Here is a 20,815-nt window from a genome sequence, read left to right as displayed (position 1 = left end):
TTACTCGAAGTCGAGGTTACCTACCAGTTTGCGCAGCACTTTCTGGGCAGCACCTGCAACGCTCTCACGGGACCAGCCGGCGCGTGCGCCACTGGAACTCCAGACCACACGGCCGCTGGCCGGTTCGAGAATCTGCAGGCTGATGCCGACTGCCGGCTCGCCGTCCAGGCCGTTCTTGTACTGCCATTCTTCCACGCTACCAGTGATCACGTAGGCCAGCTTCTGCTCACGCGCCCAGGCCAGCGCCTGGCTCTGACGCTCACGGTCGTCCTGCAGCAGCAGGTCCTTCTGCGGTTGCTGTGGGTACATCAGCGGGGTCACACCCTCTTCAGCCAGGATGCTGATCAGGATCTGCTCGGCGCGCTCGCCGGCCTGCGGCGCCTGGGCATAGTTGACCAGCGGGGCGACGCCCCACGAGGCATCGCGCGGCAGCGTCTGGTTGCCGCCGCCGCTGAAACTGGAGCAACCCGTGACGAACAGTGCAATGGCCACCAGGGCCAGGCAACGTATGCTTTGCATCTTCATTCCTCCTTTGAGAATCCTTGCTTAGCGCCCGAAACGGATGCTGTAGGTAATACCGAGCGAACCACCGGGATCACCCTCCCCCCCTCTGGGGGCAGACTGGTAACCGAGGGTCATGGCCAGCTCGTCGTCGCCGAACAGCTCGACGCCGATGCCGACGTTGATGCCGTAGTTGAATTGCCGCTCCGTCCACTGCCAGCCGGCGAGGGTATCGATCATCCAGGTGAACTGCGGACGTGTCCTGTTCAGGGCGCCCGGGAAGCCTCGCCGCCAGGTGCTGGCGACATAGAGCTGACCATAGCGGCTCTGCATCAGCTCGGTGCCTTCGATCGTGGCGCCCGGCTCGTTGTCGAACGGAATGTAGGCACCGCCATTGGCGCTGAGCAGGTCAGTCGCGACCTCGCTCTCCACGCTGTTGCTCTGATAGTCCACGCCCGAGCGCAGCAACCAGGACGGGTCGTCGAAGAACACCGTGTGGCCCCACTCCAGCGACACGCCCTGGCCACTGCCGATGGCATCGCCCTGCCGGGAACTGTAGCGGTTGTGCGTCAGCGACCAGCTCAACTGGTCACGCGCGGAGAAGCCGTGCTGGCCCCGGAGACGCACGCCGTCGCGCATGCCCAGGGCGCGCAGCAGGCCGGTGTCTTCGGCCTCGCGGTGCCAGTCGAACGCCAGCCCCAGCTCATCACGCGAGCTCAGGCGCCAGCTGCGCTCGATGCCCAGGCCATGGCGGTCATCGTCGTCGCGCAGGCTGCTGTCGAGAATCAGGCGCAGGTCGCCGTCGTCCAGCGTGCGGCGCGCCTCCAGCTTGAGGTTGCGCTCGTTGCCGAGTACCGCGCTGTCCAGGTTCGAGCTGTTGTAGCGGCCCTGCTCGAGCTGCAGGTCGGCATACCAGTCATCACCGAGGTAGCGGGCCACCTGCAGGCGCGGCCCCTTGAAGTCCAGGTCGCCGAAGTCGGTCTTGCGCCAGCCCAGCTGCAGGCCCTGCGGGGAGCGCTCGAGCATGCCAGTGGTCTGGTAGAGCAATTGCTGGCGAATCGAATCCGGCTGCCCATCGCCCTGGGCACTGAGTCCCGAGGCCAGCGCTTCGCCCTCATGGCCGAGACGCGAGAGCACTTCCACCGTGTTCGCGGCATCGAGTCCGCCGTGTTCGAGCAGACGCTGCATCTGCGCGTGGTTGTCGTTGCGCAGGGCCTGCTGGATCTCGTCGTAGCTGCCGGCCTTCAGCCCGCGCGCTGCCCCCCAGGCCAGCCAGTCGTCCTTCAGCGCCGACTGGTTGCTGGCATCGAGGCGCTCGAGGAAATGCTCGAACCACAGCTGCAGCGTCGCCTGCTCGCCGTTCCACAGACGCTTCGCCTGCGCCAGCGACGTCAGCGTGCCCTGCGACCCGGCCAGCAGGCGCAGGTACATGGCATAGCCTTCGGGCGTCGCGGTGACGCGTTGCAGATTGAGGTCGCGCAGCAGCTGGCGGCGCAGACGCCAGGCCAGGTCCTCGTAGCCGGCTGCCTCGGCCGCATCGGCATAGGCCGCGAGCACCAGGCGATCGGTTGGATTCGACTTGAGGTGCTGACGGAACCAGCGCAAGGCTTCCTGGGTGTTGTTGAGCAACATGTAGCCGGTGGCATAGGGCAGCCACAGCCGGCTGTCCGTCACGGCCAAAGCACGCCACTCCGGCAGCAGTTGCGCCAGCGAGTCGCGCTGGGTGTTATCGATGTAGAACCACAGGATGCGCTGACGCACCAGGTTGTCATCGGGGAACAGGGCCAGCGCCTGCTGGTAGTAGGCCTGGGCCTGATCGAAATTGCCGTCCTGGGCGGCCAGCGCAGCACGGGCAATCCAGTACTGCGAGTTGTCACGTCCGTTGGGCGACTTCTCCGCATCGACCAGCAGTGCTCGCAGGGCATCCCAGTCACGCAACGTCTCGGCCAGTTGCAGCGCGACGATCAGACGCGTCACCCGGCCCGTGCGCTGCCAGCTATCGATGAGAATCTGCAGGGAGCGCTTGGGGTCGATATCCCAGTACAGGCGAATCAGGCGATCCTCATCCTCCAGGCCCAACGGCACGTTGAGGCTCAGCAGGCGATCGTACGAGGCGCGCACTTCCCCATCGCGCTCGAGCTCCCAGGCCAGATTGGCACGCAGCTGCCAGAAATCGGGATCGTCCACTTCGGGTGAATCGGCTGCGGTCAGCACCTGCCAGGCCTGGTCCGGCTCGAACAGGTTCCAGTGCACCTTGGCCCAGCGGATGCGCTCCTTGATCGTCAGCGGCCCGCGTGCAGCCAGGGCCTGCCACTGCTCCACCTCTTTCCTGAACTGCTGCGTGTTCTCCATCAGCATGCGCAGACGCTGCCGCGCGAACAGGTGGTTGGGATAGCGTTGCAGGTAGGCCACCAGCCAGGCCTCGGCATCCTCGGGGGTGCCGCGGGTCTCGTGGCTGTAGACCAGGGTGTCGATCTCCACATCGGTCATCTGCCGGTGGGCGTCGATGGTGGACAGCGTCGCGATCACCTGGTCGAAATCGAACAGCTGCAGGGCATAGCGCCAGACCCGCTCACGCAGCTCCGGGTCTTCGCGCTGCGCCAGCATCTGCACCCAGTAGCTCAGCGCCTGCTGGGTGTGTCCGGTCCACTCGGCCAGGCGCGCCACTTCGGCCACCATGTCGTAGTCGTCGGGCGTCAGCGCCAGCAACTCGGGCGCCAGCTGCCAGGCCCGGTCCACCGCACCGGATGCCAGGCTCAGGTGGAAATCGGCGGTCAGTGCGCGCGGGTCGTCCCTCTTCAGGCTCAGCCAGCGCTGAATGAAGCTTTCCGCCAGGTCGTAGCGGCGCCCGCCCTGGGCGGCATCGACACCCGCAGCCAGCCAGTCGAGGGAAGCCTGTTGCGCGTCGAGTTCGTCCAGGTGCAGGGCCAGCAGTTGCGCCGCCTGCTCGGGATGATTCGCCGCGAGCAGGGCATCGAACGCTTCCCGCAGGTGCTCCATGCGCACCTGCGGGTCGCTGTCTTCTGCCGCCAGCTGCTCATAGAGCTGCGCCGCGCCACTCTGGTCGTTGTTGGCCAGGCTCCAGATCGCCGCCTCGCCCAGCCAGTGCGTGCGCTTCTCGCCGTCGCGCTCGGCCAGCTCGCGGTAGGCCAGCACGGCGACGTCCAGCCCGCCGATCTCCAGCGAGTAGCGCGCCAGGCGCTCCAGCATGGCATTGTCCAGGTCGGCGATCTTCAGGCTGCGCAGTTCGTCGATCAGCGCCGCCCGCTGTGCATCGCTGATACCGTCCGGCTGGGCCTGGGCACGCAGCACGTCGAGCATCGCCGAGTAGAAGGGCGTCGCGGACAGCAGACGGCCCTGTAACTGCTCCAGGTACTCGCGGGCACGGGTGAAGTCACCGACCTGAATCAGCTGATCGATCAGGCGCAGCTTGAGCTTGTCGTCTTCCGGGTGGGCCTTGATCAGCAGCTCGGTGTAGCTGATGGCGACGGCGTCCGGCGTGTCGTCCGCGTCCGGCAGGAACACGTCCTCGCTCTTGTACGACAGCGCCAGCAACGCCACCACGAACCCGGCAACCAGCAGGATCATCCAGGGGTTGAGCAGGCGTGTGCGCGGCACCTTTTTCTTAGTTGCAGATGAGTTGCGCATCGCTCACCTGCTTCATCGGCAATTCGAAGTGCCATACGCCATTGTCGTGCGTGCCGCTGAACCGGCCGCCACCCGCCTTCACATGGCACGAACCGGCCGAGCGCACGCTGAAACTGAGCGGGAACTCGCCCTGGAAGGAAAACGTCACGCGCTTGTCGTCCAGATAACGCCAGGCGGTCAGCGGAATGTTCGCCTCTTCCAGTGCCGGGCGCGGGTCACGGGTGTCGCGCAGGGCCAGCAGCGCATCGGCGCCGCTCAGGTGCACGTAGCGCCCCTGCGGCAGATCACGCACCCCGGTGACGCCCCTGGAGCGGGCCAGGTCCGGCCAGCCCAGGGCCGGATCCAGGCGCAGCGTACGCATGCCCACCAGGCCCTTCACCTGCCAGCTGCCGTCGCTGCGCCTGGCCAGGCTGGCGCGGTACAGTCCCTCGACGCGCTTGATGTAGTCGCTCATCCACAGCGACAGCGGCTGGCCATCGAGAATGGTCTGGTAGGTCTGGCGCATGGCCCGAATGGAGGCCTGCTTGGTCCCCGAGTAGAAGTGGTAATAGAGATGGAAGCCGCGCAGGCGACGCGGACTGTCGGTCAGCGCGAAGGTGTCCTGGACGTCGCGGAAGCCGTAGTAGGGCCCCGTCCACAGGTTGGTGTAGACGTTCTCGTTGATCACCGGGGCGTAGAAGTGCAGCCCGCCGGAGGTCGGCCGGATCAGCGGATAGAGACCGGTCAGCGAGGGGTAGGCCTTGGTCAGTACGGTGTTGCCGCCGTTGACGTTCGGCAGGCCGCTGTCATACGCCAGCTTGATGGTTTCGGCACTGGGCATGGCATCGCCGGACCAGAAGATCATCTTCACCGGCTTCTTCGGGGTGGTCAGGCGCTGGTTGATGTAGTCCCGCGTGCCGACGACCTCACGCGTGAAGTCCAGCGTCTTGTAGCCCGGAATGGCCATCATGTAGCCGTATTCCGCCTCGAAATTCTCGCGCTTCGAGGCCTTTTCCGGCTGCCAGAAGAACGGGTGGCTGAAGGTGTGGCTGGCGACCTCGACCTTGGGATCGGCGAATATCTTGCGGGCGATGGGTTCCAGCTCACGCGCCAGGTGCGGGTACATGCCACGCGGGCCGACTTCACCCTCGATCACCGACACCGAGGTCAGCAGCGGGTAGGGATTGATGAAATCCTCCAGTACCTGGATACCCGAGTAAGGCGAACCGGGGACTTCGGCACGGGACACGAAACCATCGCCGTCCAGGTGCACGGTGGCGATGCGCCGGCCGTTTTCCGTGGTGGTATCGGGGCGCGGCAACGCCGGCAGCTTGAAGGCACGGGTGATGAAGGCGAACGGATCGAGTACCCAGCGCCGATGATCGAGCCCCTCCTCGAATACATAGGGCGCCATCGCGTAGCCGCCCCAGTCCCCGGTGGCCACCGGCACATAGACACGTTCGTCACTCTCCAGGGACAACGCTGCCTGGGTACGCTCGGGCGCGGTCACGGTCAGCGCCGGCACGTCCCGCGTGCGCAGACGCAAAGGCGCTTCGAAGCCGCCGACCAGCGTGGCGTCGTGGGACAGCAGCACGGCATCCTTGCCGACCGGCTGCGAACGCGTGCGGATGCCCAGGCGATCCAGCAGGCTGTCGTTCTCGGTGGGCATCCCGCCCAGAAAGGCGAGCGGCACCTGCTCGTCGAGGCGCTGGCCCAGCCAGTTCTCGAAGTAATCGCGATCCACCGGCGAGCCGCTGGTCATCCACACCACGATGCCCGCGTAGAGCCCTTTCAGCGGGCGCTGCGGCAGCGTGGTATCGGCCGGCCAGTAGTCGACCCGGTACCCCAGGTATTCGAGCAGGCCGCCAAGGTGCACGTGCCCCGGATTGTCTTCGAGCTCGCCCTCGCGCGCATCGTAGACCAGGGCGATACGCCGGGGCTGGACCTCCACGCCGCTGATGCCCATGGCATTCAGCGCTGGGGAGGTCACGTAGGGGATGAAGCCTTCCTCGGTCAGCCGCGCAGCCAGCTGGCGTGCATCTTCGCGCTGCTCAGGCGGCAGATACTCGATCGCCACCACCGGAATGCCCTGGGCCCGCACCTTGTCGAGGTGCAGCTGCAACCAGTCACGATCGCTCTGCGACACTGACTTGTAACCACCGCCCGCATCCCACCCGGCGTAGAGGGACTCGACGGCGACTGCGGCGGCAACGCCCGGCAGTTCCGGCAGCACGTCGAAACCACGGTTGAAGAACAACTTGAGTGTCGGTTCACGCCGGTGCAGTTCGTTCAGCAGGCTCTTCAGCGCCTCGCGCTGGCCGTCCTGGAGCGCCTGCGCCTGCAGATGGAAGCTGTCCAGGGTGTCGAGGAACAGGCCGGCGTAGCCCTGCTGGCGTAGCGCGCTGGCGCGCTCGAAGAGGTATTCGCGCCAGGCCGGCGCGTCCAGGTCCATCACCTGGCTGTTCCAGGCAGCGTTGCGCACAGCACTGGTCGCCTCGCTCAACCCCGCCTGGGTGACATCGCCGGCGAACTCGCCGATGGACAGGTAGGCGAAGACTTCACTGCCCTGGGCCTTGAGGTAATCCAGATCCTTCGACGTGGCATGACCGGGCTCGACCACCACCCACTCGAACTGCGACAACTCGGGCAGGGGCAACTGATCGGCGTACCAGAAGGCTACGCTGGCAGGCTGAGCAAATGTCGTGGAAGCGAAAAATGCGACCGCCAGGCCGAAAAGCCGGGCAATTCCCTTGGAGGACTTCACCTGCATGACCTACTGCACTGGAAAGAGCGCTTGTGCGCTTACTGCTCGATAAAAGCCTCTGACGAGACTTCCCCCATAAACGTCAGGAAACCGGCTCCACCCCACGGAAACCGAGCGAAACTTGACATCAAAAAGCTGGCATATTGAATCAGCCCAACCAAGGATATGTCAATTTTTTGATCAGACAATGACCAAAAAAACGAACACCCTTCAAGTTAGTCAAATTACCGTCGAACACTAACGTGAAATCCGTCACACGGGAAACAACCCTTTAATATCAGGGACAAAGCCGTGTCGAGGCGGAGCGCCAAAAACCTGTCAAGACGCGGATTCGCGAATGCCGCCGCCCATTCCACCGACAGACGGTCACGAAGCCGTTCGCGGCGCAACCTCAATCCAGACTAGCAGCCCGTCGCTGCGCTATCCGCCAGGACGCCAGCGAGCCAGCGGATTCACACCGGTGCGCTGGCCTGCATGGAGGCACGAGCGGAGAACGCCAGCTGGAAGTCACGCAGCAGCGGATGCGAGGCACGCCAGTCGAAGTCGGCGAAGCGAAAATCCAGATAGCCCAGGGCGCAGGCCACGCCGATCTGCGCCAGATCGAGCGGCACCTGCAGCTGTGCGGCCTGACGCTCCAGCTCGGCCAACGCCCGCCATACCTTGCCCAGTTGGCCATCGAGCCAGGCCTGCGACTGTTGCTCAGGCTCGCGCACGGCCTTTTCGTAGCGCGCGAGCAAGGCGGCCTCCATCAGGCCGTCGGCCAGGGCCGCCAGGCGCAACACCTGCCAGCGTCTGGTATCGATCGGCAACAGCCTGGCCCCGTGATGCAGGGTGTCGAGGTATTCACAGATCACCCGGCTGTCGTACAGCGCCTGCCCATCATCGAGCAGCAGCACCGGTATCTTGCCCAGCGGGTTGGCCCGGTTGACCCGCTCGTTGAGCGTGGTCGGCAACACGGCGGTGTCGAGCAGCTCGATCTCCGCCAGCAGGCCGGCCTCGGCGGCCAGTACACGAACCTTGCGGGCGAAGGGTGAAGCAGCGGCGTAGATTAACTGCATGTGCATGGTCCTCTGTGATTCATCAAGCATGGTGGTTAAGGCCTCGGGCCTCATGCGGGGTTGCCCGAGCGCGACGATGTCGGCACGCCTTGCACACCTCAAGCGCACGACCCACCGACAGATCGCAGCGGGCCCTGCGCATGCGGATACCGAGACAGCGAACGCGTCATTCTGCGCGCCCGACGATAGCCCCGGACAAGAGCAGAAACCAGCATTCCCGACACCAGTCGACGGCCCGGATACGGCACAATCGGGCATCGCTGGAAAAGGACAGGCCGATGCTCATCGACGAAGAACTCACCCTGAAGAAGCTGGAGGTCTTTCTCGCCTTCATGCGCAGCGGCAACCTGGCGCGCGCGGCCAGCGAACTGCAGACCAGCAACGTCAGCGTGCATCGCGCCATCCACTCTCTGGAGAGCGCCCTGCGCTGCCCGCTGTTCAAGCACGAGGGGCGCAACCTGATCCCGCTGGAAAGCGCCTACTGCCTGGAAGAAAAGGCGCAGAAGCTGATCCAGGACGCCCAGGAGATGGTGCGCCTGACCCGCGAGGCAGCCGGCTTCGGCGCCGAGCGCTTCAAGCTGGGCGCCCTCTACTCGCTGACGGTGAAGACCGTGCCGCAACTGATCATGGGCCTGAAGCTGCGGCGCAGCGAGCTGAACATCGACCTGGTCCTCGGCTCCAACGTCGACCTGCTGTACAAGCTGAAGAACATGGAGCTGGACGCGATCCTGATCGCGCTCGACGACAGCATCAGCGACCCGGACTGCGAACAGCTGGCGCTGTTCTCCGACGACATCTTCCTCGCCGCACCGAACGACTCGCCCTTCGCCGAGCAGCCCGAGGTGGACCTGGCCGACCTGCGTAACGACACCTTCATCACCCTGACCCAGGGCTATGCCACCTTCCGCGATGGCGAGCGGGTGTTCCAGCAGGCCGGCTTCGAACCGAAGGTGGCGATGCAGGTGAAGGACATCTTCACCCTGCTCAGCATGGTCAGCTCCGGCGTCGGCTATGCCCTGCTGCCGGGGCGGGTGGCGGCGGTGTACGAGAACCGGGTGAAGCTGATCCCGCTGCAGGCCAAGTACCACCTGCAGCAGCATATCGGCGTGGTGTTCCTCAAGGCCAAGGAGCGCGACCCCAACCTGCTGGCGCTGCTCGCCGAATGCCGGATGTACAGCCGCCAGGCGTAGAGGCATCTCGACGCCCTCGCGACTGAAGGTATGCCTGAACGGGGCCATAAAAAAAGCCCGCCATGACGGCGGGCGAAAGGTCAGCCCAGAAGGCCTCGCATCAGAAAGTAGAGCAACGATGGGCCAAGCAGGCAGCCCAGCGCGGTGTAGAAGGCGGCGGTCAGGCAGCCATAGGGCACCAGCTTGGGATCGGTCGCCGCCAGGCCGCCGGCGACACCGCTGGAGGTGCCCATGAGGCCGCCGAAGATCACCGCGCTGCGCGGATTGTCCAGGCCGATGTAGGGCGCGACGAAAGGCGTGGCCACCATCACCAGGATCGCCTTGATCAGGCCGGCGGCAATCGACAGCGCCATCACGTCGGAGCTGGCGCCCAGCGCCGCACCGGTCACCGGGCCGACGATGTAGGTCACCGCGCCGGTGCCGATGGTGGTCAGGCTGACCACGTCGGTGTAGCCGAACGCCATGGCCACCGCGACACCCGCGACGAAGGACGACAGCACGCCGACGAACAGCGCCAGCACCCCGGCGAACCCGGCGCGCTTGAGTTCCTCGACACTGACCCCGAAGCCGGTGGCGACGATGGCGAAGTCACGCAGCATGGCGCCGCCCAGCAGGCCGATACCGGCGAACAGGGGAATGTCCACCAGGCCTTTCTGGCCACCGGTGTAGGCGCCACCGATATAGGACAGCAACAGGCCGAGGAGGATGGCGATGGCCGAGCCATGCAGGCGGCCCTTGGTGAACTTGTCGGAGATCCAGTACGACACCCACATGGTGATGCCGATGATGGCGAAGCCGCTGAGCATGCCGTAGCTGGTGACAACCTTGAGCAGAGATTCGTACATGGCGATCACCGTGGTGCTTTGGTCAGGGAGGAGGTGACATCGGTTTCAGGCTTCTTTTGCCCGATCCGGCTGAGCACGGGGACCAGGGCGAAGCCGGCGACGACGGCGGCGATACCCGCCAGGATCGCCATCGGCCCACCGCTGAGGGCACCGTAGACGTTCTGCTGGGCGGCCATGGCGACCACGATGGGGATGTAGATGGCGCTCCAGAACTCCACGCCCTGTTCCGACTTGCCGGTGAACAGTCCGCGGTTCTTCAGGTAACTACCCAGGAATATCAGCAGCAGCATGGCGATGCCGACACCGCCGACGTTGGCGGGCACGCCGATGAGTTGCCCCAGCAGCGAGCCGATGAAGATACCTGCCAGGGTGCAGAACGCCAGAAAGGCGACACCGTAGATGATCATTGTTGTTGTCCTCGTTTCACATATCGAAGTTGTTGTTCTTGTGCTTCGGTAAACGCTACGGCTCAGCGGTCGAGGCTTACCTCCTGACGCAACATGGCGTCGAGTGTATCCAGACGTGCGCCGGCAAAGGCGACAGCCTGTCCGGGTTCGAATACGCGCCGGGCCAGACCGGTGAGCACACCGCCTGGAGGCAGTTCCAGGTGCAGGCGCACACCGCGCTCGTAGGCAGTGACGAGCGTGGCCTGCCAGTCGACGCGGCGGCTCATGTTGAACGCCAGGTCATCGCGCAGACGCTGTGGCTCGCGAATCACCCGTGCCGAGCTGCTACTCAGGTAACGCGCCCGTGGCACATGCAGCGCAACCCCGGCGAAGGCCGCCGCCAGCTCGCGCGCCGGTGCGTCGAGCAGCTCGCAGTGCGACGGCACGCTTATGGCCAGGCGCCTGACCGCAGCGGCGCCGAGGGCGCGGGCCCGCTCGGCGACCTGCGCCATGGCCGCATCGCTGCCGGCGATCACCAGCTGGTTTTCCGCATTGATATTGGCCAGGTACAGCGGCCCTTCGGCGTCGTCCAACAGGCGCTCGACGCTGGCCTGATCGAGGCCGAGGATGGCGGTCATGCCGTAGCCGGCGGGATAGGCGCGCTGCATCAGCTCGCCGCGCAGGGCGACCAGGCGCAGCGCATCGGCGAAATCCAGGGCCTCGGCCACCACCGCAGCGGCGTAGGCACCGATGGACAGCCCGGCGACATACTCAGGACGATGGCCGCGCTCGATGAGCAGGCGCGAGGCAGCGACGCCGGCGACCAGCAGGCACAGCTGCACGGCGCGGGTGCCCTGCAGCGCCTCGGCCGAATCCAGCAGGCGCACATCCTCGCCCAAGGTGGCGCTGGCCTGTTCCAGGCAATCGTGGACGACCGCAGCATCCGGCAAGGCCTGGAGCATGCCGGGCTGCTGCGCGCCCTGGCCGGGAAAGGCCCAGAGCGTGCTCATGCCGCCACCTGCTGCAGGAGCCAGGGATCGTCGACCAGCTGCGGGCCACGTTGCGTTTTCAGCAGTACGCGCGACGCGTCACCGGCCCATTCGCGCAGCGCCACGGCGCCGTGCGGGGTTTCCAGTTGCAGGTCGATGCGACCTGGCGCGGAGTCCAGCACGGCACACAGCATGCGGGCCCAGGCGCGGTCGAGGGCGTGCGGCGCCAGCAGCGTCAGGTCGAGATCGCTCTGCGGGTGCGCCGCACGGATGCCGCTGGCCAATTCGAAACCCAGGCTGCCGGTCACGCCCCAGGCCAGGCCCAAGCCATCCAGGTGCGGCGCAACATGTTCGAGGGCACGTAGCGCCGGCCAGTGCCGCTGAGCATGCGCACGCCAGCGCCCTGCCCTGGCCACGGACTGGGGGCTGACCAGCCGGCTGATATCGCTCAGGCGCATCCAGCTTGCATAGCGCTGTTCACGCGCGGCGCCACGGATACCGACCGCCACCCAGCCGGGTTCGGCGGGAGCGCGACGCACCACCACCGGCACATGCCCGCCCAGGGCGGCGCGAGCCCAGACCGGCGCCTCCTGCGGCAGGTGCTCGGGGCGCAGGCCCCAGAGCAGATCATGTGGACGGGGTGTCGGGTGCATCGCTGGTTCTCCGCAGGGCGGGGGCAACCCGCCGTTTCGTCTCATTCAGGAGCGGCGGGGTTCACCCGCCCTGAGCCTCACCACTGCGCGCGCAAGGCCTCGCGCACCCGCGTGGAGGCGGCACGATTGGCCGCGCCCAGGCGATTGCGCAGGTCTCGCGGGCTGCCGGCGATAGCCACCAGCGCCTGGCTCAGCGCCTCACGCACATGGGCCAGGTCGGCCGCTGTCGGCTGCGCCACCTGCTCCACGTCGAGCACCTGCGCAAGCAGGCCGAGCGAGGCGTAGTTGTCCAGGTCATAGGCCATCGGCGGCACGCTGGCGGCCAGTGCCTCCAGCTCGTCGACACTGCGCAGGGTGATGCGCGCAGCGGCGGCCTTGCCCATGGCATGCACCATCACCCCGGCGTCGCGCAGGGCGATCAGGCGGTTGGCCTGGTAACCATGGGCGAGGAAGGCACCGGACATCGCCTTGCCCACCAGCAGGCCGACAACCGCATGCCCGGCCAGGCGCGCACGGGCATAGGCATCCACCGCACCGGCCAGCGCCTGATGAATGCCGTAGGCCTCCTCGCGGCGGCCGTAGGCCTGGCTCGGTACGTCGACGATGGCGATCAGCGCACGCTTGTGCGGGTTGTCGCGATCCGCCTCGATGGCCTCGTCCACCGCCTGCGCCAGACCCCAGCCTTCGAGCAGGCCGACCTCGCCGTTGCGGGCGCGGGGGAAGGCATTGTCGGCATCGGCGACCACCGCCAGATAGCGCACCGCCTGGCCGGCCAGTTCGCCATCGGCCACCTGCAGCGAAGCGGGCAAACCGGCCAGCGGCCGGGCATTGCCACTCAACGCCTGGAACCAGTGCAGGCCACGTTGTTCTTGGACTGTACTCATGTTCATGCTCCCTGATAGGCGCTGCGCACGGCAGCGGCATCGGCCTGGATCGAAGTGTCGACGGCGCGCAGTCGCTGCAGGAACCAGGCGTGGCGCCGACTGCGCTCCAGCTCGGGCTTGCCCTTGGCGAACAACCCATGCAGTTCGCTGCGGATGGCCTCGACGTCATCGCTCACATAGCCGTCGACCAGGCCACTGGCATGGCGCTGCTCGCCGCCGGTCAGGCTCCAGATGAACGGGCGGTCGCGTGAGTCGTACTCGTCCAGCCCGGCCTCCTGCTCGATCACCTGCGGGCCGTTGAGCCCCAGGCGTGCCTCGCGGGTCACCAGCAGGTAGCTGCACAGCCCGGCGGCGATGGACATGCCACCGAAGCAGCCGACCGGGCCGGCGACCAGGCCGATCACCGGCTGGTACTGGCGCAGCTCGACGATGGCGGCCTGGATCTCGGCAATCGCCGCCAGCCCCAGGTTGGCCTCCTGCAGCCGTACGCCGCCGGTCTCCAGCAGCAGCACGGCGCGAGTCGGCGTGCCTGCCCGGTTGTCCTCGGCGGCCAGTTCCAGAGCGCCGGCGATCTTCGCCCCGCCCACTTCACCCAGGCTGCCTCCCTGGAAGGCACCTTCGATGGCGATCACCACGGCAGGCGCACCGTCGAGCAGCCCCTTGGCCACCACCACGCCGTCGTCGGCCTGCGGCACGATGCCCTGCTGCGGCAGCCAGGGCGACATCAGCCGGGCGAAGGGATCGAGCAGCTCGCGGAAGCTGCCGTCGTCGAGCAGGGCGCGGGCACGCTGACGTGCGCCAAGTTCGGTGAAGCTGCGCTGCGCCAGCAGGCGCTGGATGTCCTGTTCAGCCATGGCTCAGCTCCTCCAGACCTTGTTCCAGGCGCAGGCGCACCACGCCGGGGGTCGCGCCGAAATCGTGGATGGCGATGTTCAGTGCCGGCAACTGCTGCTCGCGGAACATGCGTTCGAGCAGCTGCTGCCAGCGCGGCGCACTACCGTTCACCGAGGTCACCACTTCGATGGCCAGGGTGCCGGCCTGGCCGGGTTCGAGCAGCACTTCCAGGTCACCGGAGCCGACACAACCGACCAGCGCACGGCCCTGGGCCGGCTGCCCGGCGGGGAATTGAAAAGACAGGGTTTCCATTTCACAGACTCCCAAGCTGCGCCGGCAGGCCATGCTGCAGGCGGTCGAGGAACAGGGTGGCGGCGAGCAAATCGGCAGCGCCGCCAGGCGAAGCGCGCAGGCGCAGCATGTCGCGCTCCAGTTCGCGCAACAGGCGCCGGCCATCGAGGCTGGCGCAGCCACCGGCAGCGAGTACCGCGCGGGCGCCGCTCTGCATGCAGGTCAGCCCGGCCATGCCGGCGCGGTACAGCACGCAGGTGTCGGCCAGCTGGGTCATGATCGCCAGCAGCGCGTCGAGGCGAGCGTTCTGCTCCCCGACACCAGCCGCCCGGCTGCGCGCCAGTTGCGGCAACGCCTGCTGCACGACCGCCGGAAAGCCCAGCTGCGCCTCTTCGCGGGCACCGTGCACGCCATACAGGCGGCACACCTGAGCGCCATGGCTGTCAGCGGCTACCGGCGTGGCGCGGTCGTTGAACAGCGCCAGGCGCGCCGCGCGCAGCGCCACCTGCGCCGGTGCCAGGGCGTCGGTGTCCAGTGCCGCGGCGGCGCTGAGCAGGCCCAGGGCCCAGATCGCCCCGCGATGGGTGTTGACCCCGTCGGTGACGCGCAGCATCTCCGCCTCGCCATCACGGCCCAGGCGGCCCACCTCGTCACGCAGTTGCTGGTCGATCTCGCCACGCTGCTGCGCCGCCTCGGCCATGGCCTTGAAGCTCGGCCACAGGGCCAGCGCCGAAGCGTGCATCAGGCCCAGGTGCAGGTCGGTGTGCGCGCCGCTGCCGCGACGGTCGACCAGCCCCGGCTTGGGCGACAGGTCGGCCTCGTCGATCAGCGCGTCCACGGCCAGGTCGGCCAGCCAGTCCGCCAGGGACAGCGACAACTGCGGCTGCAATGCCGTAAGTGCGTTCATCACCAGCTCCTGAACTTGGCGGGCGGGTTGTACAGGCCGCCGGACCAGTCGACCAGTTCGGCGATGCTCTTGGCCGCGAGCAGTTCACGGCTGGCGTCGGTACGGCGGATGCCGAGGTCTTCGGGCAGGGCGATCAGCCCTTCGCGGCGCATGCGCTCGGTGTCCTTCGGGTCATGGCGCAGGCCGATGGCGGTGACCCCGGCCACTGCGGCGATCATCGCCTGGCGTTCTTCCAGCGAACGCGCCTTGTACAGGTAGGCGATGCCTTCCTCGGTGAGCAGATGAGTGACGTCATCGCCGTAGATCATCACCGGTGCCAGCGGCATGCCGGCCTTCTTCGCCACGTCGACGGCATCCAGGCGCTCGACGAAGGTGGGCTTGCCGCCCTCCTGGTAGGTCTCGACCATCTGCACCACCAGCTTCTTGCCACGCTCGAGCAGGGTCTCCGGCGTGGTCATGTCGAGCCAGGCCGGGGTGGCATGGCGACGGCCGCGCGGGTCATGGCCCATGTTCGGCGCGCCACCGAAACCGGCCAGGCGGCCGCGGGTCACGGTGGAGGAATGGCCATCACCGTCGACCTGCAGGGTGGCGCCGATGAACAGGTCCACCGCGTACTGCCCGGCCAGCTGGCACATCATGCGGTTGGAGCGCATCGAACCGTCGCGGCCGGTGAAGAACACGTCCGGGCGCTGGGCGATGTAGTCCTCCATGCCCAGTTCGGTGCCGAAGCAGTGCACGCTCTGCACCCAGCCGGTCTCGATGGCCGGGATCAGCGTCGGGTGCGGATTGAGTGTCCAGTTGCGGCAGATCTTGCCCTTCAGGCCGAGGGATTCGCCGTAGGTGGGCAGGATCAGCTCGATGGCGGCGGTGTTGAAACCGATGCCGTGGTTGAGCGACTGCACGTTGTGTTTCTCGTAGATGCCGCGAATCGCCATCATCGCCATCAGCACGTGCACCGGCTTGATGTGGCGCGGGTCGCGGGTGAACAGCGGCTCGATGTAGAACGGCTTGTCCGCCACCACCACGAAATCGACCCAGGACGCCGGGATGTCCACCCGAGGCAGCTCGTCGACTATCTCGTTGACCTGGAAGATGACGATGCCGTCGCTGAAGGCGGTGGGCTCGACCAGCGCCGGGGTGTCCTCGGTGCTCGGCCCGGTGTAGATGTTGCCGTGGCGGTCGGCCTGGAAGCCGGCGACCAGCGCGACATTGGGGATCAGATCCACCAGCAGGCGCGAGTACAGCTCGATGTAGGTGTGGATGGCGCCGACTTCCATCTGCCCGTCTTCGAGCAACTGGCCGATGCGCAGGCTCTGCGGCCCGGCGAAGGAGAAGTCGAGCTTGCGCGCGATGCCCTGTTCGAACAGGTCGAGGTGCTCGGCACGGCTGACGCTGGGCATGATCATGTGCAGGTCATGCAGGCGGGCCGGGTCGACCTTGGCCAGCGAGCGCGAGAGGAAATCCGCCTGCTTCTGGTTATTGCCTTCGAGCACCACGCGATCGCCGGGGGCGATCAGCGCCTCGAGGGCCGTGACGATTCTGTCACTGGGCAGTACCACGCCATCGGCGAGGTCGCGCACCTGATCGAGGCGCCGCGCTTTCTCCGCGCGACGACGCGACCACTGCGGCGGTGGGGATATTGTTGTTGTCATTGAAGACTCCACGAGTTCCGCTGTCGTGGAGGCACATTAGGAGCGCGACCTGGTGGTCATCAATCAAGCAGGCGGAGCAATCGTTACGCTCAGGTTAACGATTGCTCAAGCGCGGGCATCGGCTGCGTCGTCCAGCTCGGAGCGGGATGCCGTCCGGGCCATCTCCAGGCGGTCGCGCCCGCGTTGCTTGGCCTGGTAGAGCAGCTTGTCCACCGCATTGAGGAAGTCCAGCGCCCGGTCCTGCGCGCCCGGCACGATGGTGCTCACCCCCAGGCTGATGGTGAGCATGGGCGACACGCTGGAGCGTTCATGGGGGATGCGCTGCTGGCGCACCTGCTGGCGGCAGCGCTCGGCGATGTGCCGGGCCGCAGCCTCATCGGTCTCCGGCAGGACCAGCACGAACTCCTCGCCGCCGAAGCGTCCGACGAAGTCCCGGGGCCGGCTGGCCGCACGGCTCAGGGCCTGACCGACGTGCTTCAGGCAGTCGTCACCCTGAATGTGACCGTAATGATCGTTGTACTGCTTGAAGTGATCGATATCGAGGAGGATCAGCGACAGCGGCTGGCGGGTGCGCTGGGCATTGGCCCACTCCGAGGCCAGCACCGTGTCGAACATGCGCCGGTTGGCCACGCCCGTCAGGCCGTCCTTGTAGGAGTACTCCTCCAGCTGCTTCTGCAGGGTCAGCAGCTGCTCCTCGGTCTTCTTGCGTTCGCTGATGTCGAACATGAAGCCGATCAGCGACTCCACCTCGCCATTGTCGTCACGCACCACATGCACCACGTCGCGGATCCACACGTAGTCGCCAGCGGCGGTCAGCGCCCGGTAGTCGGCCTCGTGGTCGACACCGTTCTGCGACTGCGAGATGCACAGCTCGACCACCTTCTCGCGGTCTTCCGGGTGCATGCGCGTGGCCCAGTCCTCGGCGCTGACCCAACTGGCCTGCGCCCAGCCCAGCAGACTCTCGATCTGCGGGCCGATGTAGGCGAACGTCATGGTCTTCCAGTCGATCTTCCAGGGAATCGCCTGGGTGGACTCCAGCAGGGTCTTGTACACCGCCTGATCAGTTGTCTCGCTCATGCCTGCCACCTCCGCCGCGTCAGCGCTTCGTTATAACGCAAAAGCAGGTGGCCCAGGTGACAGGCTGGCGAAAGGCGATCAGGACTCGCTGGCTTTCAGGCCGGCGTACAGGCGGGTCAGCTCGTTGAGCTGGCGGAACAGCGAGTCGGTGCTGACGGTGATCACGGTCGGCACGAAGTCCTGCGAGGCATGCAGGTCGATGCCCTTGAGGGTGAAGCCCCAGTGGGCACGGGCGCGACGCTGGGCGGCGGCGATCTCTTCATTGGGCGTGCCGGCGGCTTCCAGCTCCTTGAGGATGGTCTCGAAGTCGCTCACGGACTTGTCCAGCTTGGCATCGAGGTCCGGCATCTGCACACGCCAGGACTTGGCCATGTAGAGCATGGCGATGCGCTGGGTCTGCACCCGCGCCCAGCCGCTGCGGTTGACCGTCGCGCCCATCGCGCCGACGTGCTTGGCCATCAGATCGGTCACGGTCTGGGTCTGCTGCAGCAGCTGCTCGCTGGCCGCCAGCACCTGCACGGCCTGGGCCTGGTCCGGCGTGGCCTCGACTTGCTGGCGATAGGTCGACCAGGTCGCACCGACCTGGGCCAGGGCGGCCTTGATCTCGGCGTTGGGCGCGTATTCCGAGAGGGCCCTGTGGCTGGCTTCGAAACGCTGGATGGTTTCCTGCAGCTGGCGCTGCGCGGTGTCCACGCGCACATCGGCGCCAAGCATCAGGTAGTCCTTGGCCATGCGCTGGCCGAGCGAACGCTGCAGGCCGGCCATGTTCATGGCCTCGGAGTCGGTGAGCTGCGCCAGGCTGGGCAGGCTGACCAGCGTGGTGCAGGCCAGCAGGATGAATGTCAGGTACTTCTTCAACACGTCGGTACTCCAATTCGAGAACAAGGCAATGCACCGCAGGCGACTGCCTGCGGTAACGGGTTGAACCCTTGAATGCGGGGTTTTTATTGGAATGCGAGGGGGCAGGGATGCCGGGCGCGTGACCCGGATGCCGAAAAAAAGGCGCCGATCATAGCTGGTAAAACGCCATCATTCTGTGCGACCAGTCATGAAGCGGACCGACGGTCGCATTTTTCGGCAGGAATTCTGGCCGATCGGACAAAAAACTCCGCCGCCGCCCGGACAGGCGCGACGGCAGGTCGTAAAAAAGCCGCCAGTCGCCAGAAAACGGGGGACGAGGAATCTCAGGAGAGCAGGCTGACCACGCTGGAGCGGCTGATGTTGGCCTGCGCCACCACGGTCTGGGTCACGGCCGCGTAGCTGCTGGGGCTGCGGCTCATCAGGTTGAACACCTCACCGGCGAAATCGCGCGCCCACTCGCGCTCGTTCTGCTCGGCGTGACGCGCCAGGAATTCGCGGATTTCCTCCTGGCGATGACTGAGCTGTTCGCGCAGCGAGCCGATCCTGTCCAGCGCCTCGACCACTTCGTCCAGCGCCCGGCGCAGCTCGCGGGCACCATCCAGGCGCGCGGCATCGGGCAGGCGCAGCAGTTGCTCGTCGTGACTGGGCAAGGCCGTCGCGGCCTTGGCCGCGAGCTTGCCCTCGCCCTGCACGCGCAGCTCGCCCTTGAGCTGCTGCCATTCGCTTTCCCGCGCACTGAAACGCAGCGCGCCACCGCTGTCGAGCTCGGCACGAATGCCCGCCGGGCCGAGGCCGACATTGAAGCGGCGCAGGATCTGCTGCTCGCTCAGGCCCTCGTCGAGCACCACGGCCAGGGGTTCGGCCAGCTTGCGTCCAGCGCTGAACAGCAGGGTTTCCCGGCCGGCCTGTTGCACCGCCGCAACGGAGTCCAGCCCCTGCAGAGTGAAGCGGCTGCGTACCGGCTCGTTCAGACGCAGCTTGAAGCTGGCATCCAGCGCCTCGCCGGAGCGCTGGCCGCGCTCGGCCAGCAACGTGCGCACCTGCTCCAGTTCGCGTTTGAGGGCTTCGCGCGCTCCCGCCTGAGCATTGCCGATCTCGCGGCTGAGGCTGAGCTTGAGCTGACCGAGGCGCCCGGCCAGCTCGCCCAGGTAGCTGTCGGCCGCCTGCATCGAGGTGAGCTGCTGGTTGAGCTGCAGGTTGAAGCTGGTGCTCTTGCCACGCGGCGTGGCCGCCGGCTCGGCAGCCGGCGCCGCCTTGCGCGTGCGCAGCGCGGTCTGTTCGCCCTGCACCGGGCGACGTGCCTGTGGATCGAGCGCCGTGACGACCGGGAGCTGCTTATCGACCTTGATCACCGGCGCGGCTCCTTACAGCAGGCTGAACAACGACATTTCGTTGATCTTCAGGTAGGTCTTCTGGGTCGCGCCCAGCGCCAGCTGGTAGTTGTTCAGGTCGATGGTGGCGCCGGCATAGTCGAGCTGCGACAGCTCGCCCTCGATCTTCTGGTTGACCAGCGAGACGTCCTCGTTGCTGTCGGTCAGCAGGGTCAGGGCATTCTGCCGGCCACCCAGGTCGGTGATCGAACCCAGTACCCGGCCATGCGCATCGTCCAGTGCCGCCATGGTATCGACGATCTGCTGGAGCACGGCCGGATCGGTGGCATCCAGCGCCGGGTCCTGCAGGGTGTTGATCAGGCCGCGCAGCTCGTTGAGCATGCCCACGCCCGTGCCGTACACGCTGGCAGCGGTGACGTTCTCGTCGACCAGCACGCCGTTGGCCACGGCTGCCTGACGGTGCTTGTCGTTGCCAGTGAGGCTGTAGGTCTGGGTCGCGGCATCGAAGGTCAGCGCCTGGGTGTCGCTGAGGGTGCCGGAGAACAGGTAGCGGCCCTCCTCGTCACGCACGTTGGCGAAGCTGACGATGGTGTCCTCGATGATCGACAGCTCGCCGGCCATGGCCGCCAGGTCTTCGCTGGTGTTGGAGCCGTTGGCGGCCCACAGCAGCAGGTCGCGCACGTTGAGCATGGCGTCGGAGGTGGACTTGAGGTTGGCCTCCTGGGTCGACAGGCTGCCGGACACGTTGGCGATGTTCTTGCGAAACTGCTCCAGGCTCGCCTCTTCACGCTCCACGCGCAGCACCCGCACGCTGGCGATGGGATCGTCGGACGGCAGCAGGATGCGCTTGCCGGTGGCCATCTGCTGCATCAACTTGCCCAACTCGGCGGAACTGACGTTCATCGAGTTGTGCATCATCGAGGTGATCTGCGAGTTGGTGATGCGCATCATCAGCGGGTCTCTCC

18 protein-coding genes are annotated in these 20,815 nt (G+C 66.5%); 1 reads left to right on the top strand and 17 read right to left on the bottom strand.

All coding sequences use genetic code 11. From position 1 onward, the window contains the following. From EWH21_RS02190 to EWH21_RS02175, 4 genes are all read right to left on the bottom strand, one after another. Complete coding sequence (locus EWH21_RS02190; protein ID WP_037056873.1) at window positions 1-519, bottom strand: hypothetical protein; 519 nt, start codon at window positions 517-519, stop codon at window positions 1-3. 27 nt (window positions 520-546) lie between these two features. Next, window positions 547-4,119 (bottom strand): tetratricopeptide repeat protein, encoded by a 3,573-nt coding sequence (locus EWH21_RS02185; protein WP_277699684.1) that lies wholly within the window; start codon window positions 4,117-4,119, stop codon window positions 547-549. Window positions 4,120-4,126: 7 nt separating this feature from the next. Then, window positions 4,127-6,898: a bifunctional glycoside hydrolase 114/ polysaccharide deacetylase family protein gene (locus tag EWH21_RS02180; protein ID WP_277699683.1), complete on the bottom strand. Its 2,772-nt coding sequence runs from the start codon at window positions 6,896-6,898 to the stop codon at window positions 4,127-4,129. 446 nt (window positions 6,899-7,344) lie between these two features. Beyond that, window positions 7,345-7,950, bottom strand: a complete 606-nt coding sequence (locus EWH21_RS02175; protein ID WP_277699682.1) for a glutathione S-transferase — start codon at window positions 7,948-7,950, stop codon at window positions 7,345-7,347. Between the two features lie 278 nt (window positions 7,951-8,228). On the opposite strand from EWH21_RS02175, the gene EWH21_RS02170 reads away from it, so the two are divergent. After that, window positions 8,229-9,140 (top strand): LysR substrate-binding domain-containing protein, encoded by a 912-nt coding sequence (locus EWH21_RS02170; protein WP_134677598.1) that lies wholly within the window; start codon window positions 8,229-8,231, stop codon window positions 9,138-9,140. Between the two features lie 80 nt (window positions 9,141-9,220). On the opposite strand, the gene madM is transcribed toward EWH21_RS02170, so the two are convergent. The 13 genes from madM to flgL all read right to left on the bottom strand — a co-directional run bounded on the left by madM (window position 9,221) and on the right by flgL (window position 20,801). Next, window positions 9,221-9,985 carry a malonate transporter subunit MadM gene (gene madM / locus EWH21_RS02165; protein ID WP_037056837.1) on the bottom strand — a complete coding sequence of 255 codons (765 nt, stop codon included), beginning with the start codon at window positions 9,983-9,985 and terminating at the stop codon, window positions 9,221-9,223. 5 nt (window positions 9,986-9,990) lie between these two features. Further along, entirely contained in the window at window positions 9,991-10,392 is a 402-nt protein-coding gene (madL, locus tag EWH21_RS02160; RefSeq protein ID WP_037056835.1) for a malonate transporter subunit MadL, read from the bottom strand. A 62-nt stretch (window positions 10,393-10,454) separates the two neighbouring features. After that, on the bottom strand, window positions 10,455-11,381 hold the full coding sequence (mdcH, locus tag EWH21_RS02155) for a malonate decarboxylase subunit epsilon (protein ID WP_277699681.1): 927 nt from the start codon (window positions 11,379-11,381) through the stop codon (window positions 10,455-10,457). Beyond that, window positions 11,378-12,013 (bottom strand): malonate decarboxylase holo-ACP synthase, encoded by a 636-nt coding sequence (locus tag EWH21_RS02150; RefSeq protein WP_277699680.1) that lies wholly within the window; start codon window positions 12,011-12,013, stop codon window positions 11,378-11,380. The genes mdcH and EWH21_RS02150 overlap by 4 nt, the downstream gene beginning before the upstream one ends. A gap of 77 nt (window positions 12,014-12,090) precedes the next feature. Then, window positions 12,091-12,897, bottom strand: a complete 807-nt coding sequence (mdcE, locus tag EWH21_RS02145; RefSeq protein ID WP_047584211.1) for a biotin-independent malonate decarboxylase subunit gamma — start codon at window positions 12,895-12,897, stop codon at window positions 12,091-12,093. Window positions 12,898-12,899: 2 nt separating this feature from the next. Then, window positions 12,900-13,751, bottom strand: coding sequence for a biotin-independent malonate decarboxylase subunit beta (locus EWH21_RS02140; RefSeq protein WP_037056826.1), 852 nt, complete (start codon window positions 13,749-13,751; stop codon window positions 12,900-12,902). Continuing rightward, complete coding sequence (locus EWH21_RS02135; RefSeq protein WP_277699679.1) at window positions 13,744-14,043, bottom strand: malonate decarboxylase subunit delta; 300 nt, start codon at window positions 14,041-14,043, stop codon at window positions 13,744-13,746. The genes EWH21_RS02140 and EWH21_RS02135 overlap by 8 nt, the downstream gene beginning before the upstream one ends. Window position 14,044: 1 nt before the next feature. Further along, window positions 14,045-14,929 (bottom strand): triphosphoribosyl-dephospho-CoA synthase, encoded by an 885-nt coding sequence (locus EWH21_RS02130; protein WP_277699678.1) that lies wholly within the window; start codon window positions 14,927-14,929, stop codon window positions 14,045-14,047. Further along, the gene (gene mdcA, locus EWH21_RS02125) at window positions 14,929-16,581 is read right to left on the bottom strand and encodes a malonate decarboxylase subunit alpha (protein WP_037056819.1); all 1,653 of its coding nucleotides are present in this window, start codon (window positions 16,579-16,581) and stop codon (window positions 14,929-14,931) included. The genes EWH21_RS02130 and mdcA overlap by 1 nt, the downstream gene beginning before the upstream one ends. A 105-nt stretch (window positions 16,582-16,686) precedes the next feature. After that, on the bottom strand, window positions 16,687-17,658 hold the full coding sequence (locus EWH21_RS02120; protein ID WP_037056818.1) for a sensor domain-containing diguanylate cyclase: 972 nt from the start codon (window positions 17,656-17,658) through the stop codon (window positions 16,687-16,689). A 78-nt stretch (window positions 17,659-17,736) separates the two neighbouring features. Beyond that, a complete protein-coding gene (locus tag EWH21_RS02115) occupies window positions 17,737-18,519 on the bottom strand; it encodes a type IV pili methyl-accepting chemotaxis transducer N-terminal domain-containing protein (protein WP_037057079.1) in 783 nt (260 codons plus the stop codon). 323 nt (window positions 18,520-18,842) lie between these two features. Next, window positions 18,843-19,868 carry a hypothetical protein gene (locus EWH21_RS02110; protein WP_277700588.1) on the bottom strand — a complete coding sequence of 342 codons (1,026 nt, stop codon included), beginning with the start codon at window positions 19,866-19,868 and terminating at the stop codon, window positions 18,843-18,845. A 15-nt stretch (window positions 19,869-19,883) separates the two neighbouring features. Next, complete coding sequence (gene flgL / locus EWH21_RS02105) at window positions 19,884-20,801, bottom strand: flagellar hook-associated protein FlgL (RefSeq protein WP_277699676.1); 918 nt, start codon at window positions 20,799-20,801, stop codon at window positions 19,884-19,886. Window positions 20,802-20,815: the final 14 nt, after the last annotated feature.

This window comes from Pseudomonas sp. REST10, assembly GCF_029542605.1.
GTDB classification, from domain to species: domain Bacteria; phylum Pseudomonadota; class Gammaproteobacteria; order Pseudomonadales; family Pseudomonadaceae; genus Aquipseudomonas; species Aquipseudomonas khazarica.
This window is presented reverse-complemented; position numbering and strand designations above follow the sequence as displayed.